This window comes from Kitasatospora sp. NPDC097691 (assembly GCF_040302665.1).
Classification (GTDB): Bacteria; Actinomycetota; Actinomycetes; order Streptomycetales; family Streptomycetaceae; genus Kitasatospora.
In genome coordinates this window covers 128,795-135,749 of sequence record NZ_JBEORY010000019.1, presented here as the reverse complement: position 1 = coordinate 135,749, position 6,955 = coordinate 128,795, and the positions used below count along the sequence as shown (strand labels likewise).

Here is a 6,955-nt window from a genome sequence, read left to right as displayed (position 1 = left end):
GGAATTGATGCAGTTCGACGGCTTGGTCGTCGAGATCCTGCCGGACGCGCGCTACCGCGTGCAGCTCGATCAGGGTCACGAGATCGTGGCCTACACTGCCGGCAAGATGAAGAAGAACCGCATCAAGACCCTGGCCGGCGACCGCGTCACCGTCGAGATGTCCCCCTACGACCTGGAGAAGGGCCGTCTGGTGTTCCGCCACAAGGACGAGCGTGGCCCGACCGGTCCGCGTCCGCCCCAGCGCGGCGGCCAGCAGTTCCGGCGGCGATAGGCATCCTACGACTTCCGACTGATCGATGCAGGTTCGGCGATACGCCGTCATCGCGAGTGGATGCGAAGCGATCCAGTAGCGCGACCTCTCCAGATGGTGCGGAGCGCTGGATTGCTTCGGCTCCGCCTCGCAATGACGGAGAGCGCGTCATGAGGCGGTTCGTCGTTCGATAAGACCGATGGGCGGCCTCCCAGAGGACACCGCCGACTCCCCAAAAACTACTTCCCGAACCGCTCGAACTTCGGGAAGCTGCGGGTCATCAGCGTCCCGGCATCGGACCGGTGGCCCATCCACTTCTCCAGCATCGCGCTTTGAGCGAGCCGCTGACCGGCGCCGTCGCGCCAGGGCAGCCCCTCGGCCAGGGTGAAGACGCAGGCGTCCGTGAGCCGGCTCTGGCGGCAGCGCTGCAGGCGCACGCCCTTGCCGCGGCCGAGTTCCGTCACCTCGGAGGCCGGGAAGACCAGCATCAGCTTGTCCGACGAGCAGACGGCGATGTGGTCGCCCTCGGCCGGGACCAGCAGCACCGCGCTCGCTCCCTCGTCGAGACCGAGGATCGCCTTGCCCTTGCGGGTGTTGGCGACCAGCGCGTCGGAGGGCGCGATGAAGCCGCGCCCGTCCGAGCCGGCGATCAGCAGCCGGCTCTCCGGCTTGTAGGGCAGAGCTGCGACGATCTCGGTGCCGTCGTCGAGATCCACCATCAGCCGCACCGGATCACCGAAGCCGCGCCCGCCGGGCAGCTTCGAGGCTTCCAATGTGAAGACCTTGCCGTTCGAGGCGAGCAGCAGGATCTTGGCCGTCGTTTCGCTGAGAAACGAGACCTTGAGGGTGTCGTCGCCCTTGAAGGCGACGCCTGACAGATCGGTGACGTGACCCTTGAGGGCGCGCACCCAGCCCTTCTCCGACAGGATCACGGTGATCGGCTCGCGCTCGACCATGGCGGCGGTGAAGTCGATGCCGGCGGTGTCGGGCGGATTCTCCAGGGTGGTGCGGCGCTTGCCCAGCTTGGTCTCGGGCCCGAAGGTCTTCTTCACCGCGCGGATCTGCCGGGTGATGTCGGTCCATTGCAGCTTCTCGGACGCCAGCAATTCCTCGATCCCGGCCTTTTCCAGGGTCAGCGCGTCGAACTCGCGCTTCAGCTCCATCTCCTCCAGCTTGCGCAGGGAGCGCAGGCGGGTGTCGAGGATGGCGTTGGCCTGGACCTCGGTGAGTTCGAACCGGGCCATGAGGCTGGCCTTCGGCTCGTCCTCCTCGCGGATGATGCGGATCACCTCGTCGAGGTCGAGATAGACGATGAGCAGGCCGCCCAGGATCTCGAGGCGGCGCTCGATCTGGCCGAGGCGGTAGCGCGAGCGACGCTGGAGCACGACGCGGCGGTGATCGACCCATTCCCGCAGGCACTCGGCCAGTCCGATGACGCGCGGCACGACGCCGCCGACGAGGACGTTGAGGTTCAAAGGCACCCGCGCCTCCAGCTCGGAGAGCCGGAACAGCGATTCCATCAGCATGACCGGATCGACCGAGCGCGAGCGCGGCTCCAGCACGACCCGCACGTCCTCGGCCGACTCGTCGCGCACGTCGGCGAGCAGCGGCAGCTTCTTCTCTTGGAGCAGATCCGCGAGCTTCTCGATGAGCCGGGCCTTCGGCACGCCGTAGGGGATCTCGGTGACGACGATGTTCCAGGTGCCGCGCCCGAGATCCTCCTTGGCCCAGCGCGCCCGCACGCGGAAACCGCCGCGGCCGGTGCGGTAGGCCTCGCGGATGGTCTCCGGGCTGTCGATCAGGATGCCGCCAGTGGGGAAGTCCGGCCCCTGCACGAAGGTGCAGAGCTGCTCGGAGGTCGCCTCGCGGTTCTGGATCAGGTAGAGCGCCGCGTCGCAGAGTTCGGCCGCGTTGTGCGGCGGGATCGAGGTCGCCATGCCGACCGCGATGCCCTGGCTGCCGTTGGCGAGCAGGTTCGGGAAGGCCGCCGGCAGGACGATCGGCTCCTCCTTCTCGCCGTTGTAGGAGGCGCGGAAATCGACCGTGTCCTCGTCGATCCCGTCGAGCAGGAGCCGGGCGACCTCGGTGAGCCGCGCCTCGGTGTAGCGGTAGGCGGCGGGGCCGTTTCCGATGCCGTTCCGGATCGATTGTGGTCGATCCGGAGTGATCTGGGACCGTCGAGGGGACGTGCGATGACCGACCAGGACTTCCACCCCGGGCTCACCCCCGGACACCTGGGTGCGCCGGTGCTGGAGCCGGAGGGCCGGCCGCCGTCCGCGCCCCGCCCGCGCCCCGATGCGCCGGATCCGCACCGGCGGCGCAACGGCCTGGCCTGCGGGCTCACCGCGCTCGCGCTGATCGCGGTGTTCGGCGGGATCGGGCTGACCGGCTACACGTGGTTCCAGGCGCAGCGCAAGCCCCCGGCCGCCGCCGACTTCGCCGGGCAGGGCACCGGCAGCGTCCAGGTCTCGGTGCCGGAGGGCGCGGGCCTGTCCCAGATCGCGTCCGCGCTGGTCCGCAACGGGGTGGTGGCCAGCTCGCTCGCCTTCACCCGGGCCGCGAAGGGCAGCGCGGCCGCCGCCGGGCGGATCCAGCCCGGGACGTACACGCTGAAGCAGAAGATGTCGGCCGTCGCGGCGCTGGCAATCCTGATCGACCCGGCCAACGCCAACGGCCTGACCATCCCCGAGGGCTGGCGCGGCTACCAGATCTACGCCGCCATCGACAAGAAGCTCGGCCTGCCCGACGGCACCACCCAGCGCACCGTCCAGGAGCAGGGCGCCGAGCTGGGCCTGCCGGACTTCACGAACGGCAGCCCCGAGGGCTACCTGTTCCCGGCGACGTACAGCGTCACCGACGGGACCACCGCGATCGACCTGCTGAAGCAGATGGTGGAGCGGGCCGGCAAGGAGTTCACCAGGGACGACGCCAACGTCGTCGCGCAGAACCTCGGGCAGAGCGTGTACGGGCTGGTCACCGTGGCCAGCATGGTGCAGGGCGAGGCCGACAACACCGAGGACATGGGCAAGGTGGCCCGGGTGATCTACAACCGGCTGGCCAAGCACATGCCGCTGCAACTGGACTCCACGATCAACTACGCGCTCGGCCGGTCGACCCTGAACACCACGGTGACCGAGACCAAGTTGGACTCCCCGTACAACACCTACCTGCACCCCGGGCTGCCGCCGACGCCGATCTCCAACCCGGGGCGGCAGGCGATCATGGCGGCGCTGGACCCGACGCCGGGGGACTGGCTGTACTTCGTCACCGTGAAGCCCGGGGACACCCGGTTCACCGACAACTTCGACGTGCAGCAGCGCAACGTGGCGGAGTTCAACGCCAACCGGGCGGCGGCGAAGCCGAGCGGGTCGGCTCCGGCCTCGGCCTCGGCCTCGGCCTCCGCCTCCGGCCCCGGTCCGGCACCCGGAGCTTCCTCCGGACCGGGTGCGGCGACTCCGTAGTGATCTTGTGTGCCGTCCGTGAGGCCGCCCGGTGACGGTGCGTTCGCCCGGGTGGGGGTAAGGCTGCGGTACGGTAACGTCTCCCTCCAGGCGCTGCGCTAGCACGCCGGTTCGAGATTCAGCCGGGACGATGCCGTCCCGGACGGCCGGTCCGATCCGCCGGCCGTCACCGTCGGTTAAGGGGATCAATGACCGATCTCGGTGGGGGCTACGCCCCCCAGGGCGAGCCGTGGCACCCCGGTGATCCCGGGTACGACGGCCGACAGCCGGTCCCCGGCCAGCAGGACGGCCAGTGGCAGCAGCAGTACCCGCAGCAGGGCCAGCAGGGCCAGCAGGTCCAGCAGCCGTACGGGGACGTGCAGCAGGGGTACCCCCAGCAGCAGGTGTTCCAGCAGCAGATGCAGCAGCAGGGCTACCCGCAGCAGCAGATGCCGCAGGCGTTCCAGCAGCAGGGGTACCAGGGCGGTCAGCAGGGCTTCATGCCGCAGGGGCACGCGCAGCAGGCGTTCCAGCAGATGCAGCAGCAGGGTTACCCGCAGCAGCAGCAACAGCAGATGCCGATGCAGCAGCAGCCGATGCAGCAGCAGGGCTACCCGCAGCAGGGGTTCCCGGGCGCGCAACAGCCCGGCATGCAGCAGCCGGGGATGCAACAGCCCGGCATGCAGCAGCCGGGCATGCAGCAGCAGCCCGGTGTCCAGCAGCAGGGCGTGCCGCCCCAGCAGCAGACGGCGCAGCAGCAGACCCGGCCGCAGGCGGCGCCCGCGCCCGCTTCGGGCCCCGGGCCGGACGGCATCGACTGGGAGGCCGAGGCCGCCGCGCTGGAGTCCGGCGCCCCGGTCGGCGGCGCGCCCGAGGCCGGGACCGACGAGTGGGACGGCCGTGCGGACGGCCACCCCGAGGACGGCGGGTACCTCGACGGGCACGCCGAGGCCGAGGACAGCGGCTTCCTCTCCGAGCAGGACGACTCCCGCGAGGCGAAGAAGAAGCGCAAGGAGAAGGGCAAGAAGTCGGGCCGCCGCAACGGCGGCGCCTGCCTGCTGGTCGCGGTGGTGCTGCTCGGCGCCGTCGGCGGCGCCGGCTGGTGGGGCTACGGCTTCTACCAGGAACACTTCGGCCCGGCGCCGGACTTCACCGGCGAGGGCACCGGCTCCGTCCAGTTCGAGGTCAAGAAGGACGCGGTCGCCGGGCAGATCGGCCTGGCGCTGAAGAACACCGGTGTGGTCAAGAGCGTCGACGCGTTCTCCGACGCCTGCAAGGCCGAACCCAAGTGCACCTCCGTCCAGCCGGGCTTCTACGTCCTGAAGAAGGAGATGCCGGCCGCCGCCGCGCTCAAGGAGCTGCTCGCGCAGGCGGGCGGTGCGGCGATCGTGATCCCGGAGGGCAAGAACTCCACCGAGATCTACACGCTGATCGACACCAAGCTGAAGCTGCAGAAGGGCGCCACGGCCGCCGTCGCCCAGGCCCAGATCAACGACCTCGGCCTGCCGGCCTACGCCAACGGCAAGATCGAGGGCTTCCTCTGGCCGACCCGCTACAACATCTCCGACGGCATGAAGCCCGAGGACCTGCTGAAGCAGATGGTGAAGAACGCCACCGACAAGTACGCCAACCTGGACTCCCAGGCCGCCTCGGTGGGCCTGAAGACCGGGTACGAGGTGATCACCGAGGCGAGCATCCTCCAGCGTGAGGGCAACAACCCGGCGGACTTCGCCAAGATGGCCAAGACCATCCAGAACCGGCTGGCCGCCGGGGGCGAGATCAACCACCGGCTCGGCATGGACACCACGCTCCAGTACTCGTTGGGCCGCAAGGACCTCAACAAGGGCGACATGGACGACGCGTCCAACAAGTACAACACCTACATCAACCCGGGCCTGCCGCCGACGCCGATCGCCAACCCCGGCGACGACGCGCTGAACGCGGTGCTGCACCCGGCGGACGGCAAGTGGCTGTACTTCATCGCGATGTCCCCGACCGAGACGCGGTTCGCCGAGACGAGCAAGGAGCACTACGCCAACGTCAAGGAGTACTGCCAGGCGGCCGGGCAGGGCTTCGACGAGGCCCGCGGCCACTGCACCACCGCCAAGTAGCCGCGGCCGGAAGGCCGTTCGTGGCGCCGTTGACGGAGTCGTTGACGGAGCCGTTCACGGAGCCGTTCACGGAGCCGTTCATGGAGAGGCAGCGTTGACCAGCAAGCACCGGGCGGCCGTCCTCGGCTCGCCGATCGCCCACTCGCTCTCGCCGGACCTGCACCGGGCCGCCTTCGCGGCGCTCGGTCTGGACGGCTGGCGCTACGACCGCTTCGAGGTCGACGAGGCCGCGCTGCCCGGCTTCGTCGCCGGGCTGGACGAGGCCGAGTGGGCGGGGCTGTCGCTGACCATGCCGCTCAAGCGGGCGATCATCCCGCTGCTCGACGAGGTCAGTGCGACGGCCCGTTCGGTGGACGCGGTCAACACCGTGGTGTTCACCGCCGACGGCCGGCGCACCGGGGACAACACCGACGTCCCCGGGCTGGTCAACGCGTTGCGCGAGCGCGGGATCACCGAGGTGTCCGGTGCCGCCGTCCTGGGCGCCGGGGCCACGGCTTCGTCGGCGCTGGCCGCGCTCGCCCAGATCTGCACCGGCGAGGTGACGGTCTACGTGCGCAGCGCCGAGCGGGCCCGGGAGATGGCCGAGCTGGGCGAGCGGCTGGGCGTGGTCGTCCGCACCGCCGACTGGGAGCACGGGGCCGAGGCGCTGGCGCAGCCGCTGACCGTCTCCACCACGCCGGTCGGCGCGACGGACGGCTTCGCCGGGTCGCTGCCCGCGGCGCCGGGCGCGTTGTTCGACGTGCTGTACCACCCGTGGCCGACGGCGCTGGCGGCCGCCTGTGCCGAGCGCGGGGCGACCGTCCTGGGCGGGCTGGACCTGCTGGTGCACCAGGCGGTGCTGCAGAGCGAGGCCTTCACCGGGCGGGTTCCCGGGCCGCTGGCGGCGATGCGCGAGGCGGGGGAGAAGGCGCTCGCCGGGCGCTGAGCCGGGTGCCGGGCCGCGCGTCGGGCCGGGCCTTCGGGCGGGTCGCCGCCTTCTCGGGGCTGCCCGTCGGCCGTCTCCTCACCGTCTCCCCGCTGTCTTCCGGCCGTCCCCTGGCGGTCCTCCTGCGGTCCCCCGTCCGTCCCCCGGCCGGATGGTGACCGGTTGCCGTCCGTCACGCGGACTCTGCCTCCGGGTGCCGCCGGGGCATGAAAGGATTCGGACAGAAGGC

The 6,955-nt window shown here is 70.6% G+C and carries 5 protein-coding genes; 4 read left to right on the top strand and 1 reads right to left on the bottom strand.

What is annotated here, in order from left to right; all coding sequences use genetic code 11:
* A partial coding sequence (gene infA, locus ABTY56_RS16470) for a translation initiation factor IF-1 (RefSeq protein ID WP_350629460.1) occupies positions 1 to 271 on the top strand: 271 nt, incomplete at its 5' end.
* A 218-nt stretch (positions 272 to 489) separates the two neighbouring features.
* Here infA and parC read toward each other — a convergent pair.
* The gene (gene parC / locus ABTY56_RS16465) at positions 490 to 2,463 is read right to left on the bottom strand and encodes a DNA topoisomerase IV subunit A (RefSeq protein ID WP_350629459.1); all 1,974 of its coding nucleotides are present in this window, start codon (positions 2,461 to 2,463) and stop codon (positions 490 to 492) included.
* Here parC and mltG (ABTY56_RS16460) point away from each other — a divergent pair.
* The 3 genes from mltG (ABTY56_RS16460) to ABTY56_RS16450 all read left to right on the top strand — a co-directional run bounded on the left by mltG (ABTY56_RS16460) (position 2,443) and on the right by ABTY56_RS16450 (position 6,726).
* Entirely contained in the window at positions 2,443 to 3,711 is a 1,269-nt protein-coding gene (gene mltG / locus ABTY56_RS16460) for an endolytic transglycosylase MltG (protein ID WP_350629458.1), read from the top strand. The two genes, parC and mltG (ABTY56_RS16460), sit on opposite strands and share 21 nt — an antisense overlap.
* 188 nt (positions 3,712 to 3,899) lie before the next feature.
* A complete protein-coding gene (gene mltG, locus ABTY56_RS16455) occupies positions 3,900 to 5,801 on the top strand; it encodes an endolytic transglycosylase MltG (RefSeq protein WP_350629457.1) in 1,902 nt (633 codons plus the stop codon).
* Positions 5,802 to 5,895: 94 nt separating this feature from the next.
* On the top strand, positions 5,896 to 6,726 hold the full coding sequence (locus tag ABTY56_RS16450; RefSeq protein WP_350629456.1) for a shikimate dehydrogenase: 831 nt from the start codon (positions 5,896 to 5,898) through the stop codon (positions 6,724 to 6,726).
* The last annotated feature ends 229 nt before the right edge of the window (positions 6,727 to 6,955 follow it).

What these genes read in the sequence shown, in the direction of transcription:
- mltG (WP_350629458.1), top strand. Translation starts at nt 2,443, where the DNA reads ATGACCGACCAGGACTTCCACCCCGGGCTCACCCCCGGACACCTGGGT.
- mltG (WP_350629457.1), top strand. Translation starts at nt 3,900, where the DNA reads ATGACCGATCTCGGTGGGGGCTACGCCCCCCAGGGCGAGCCGTGGCAC.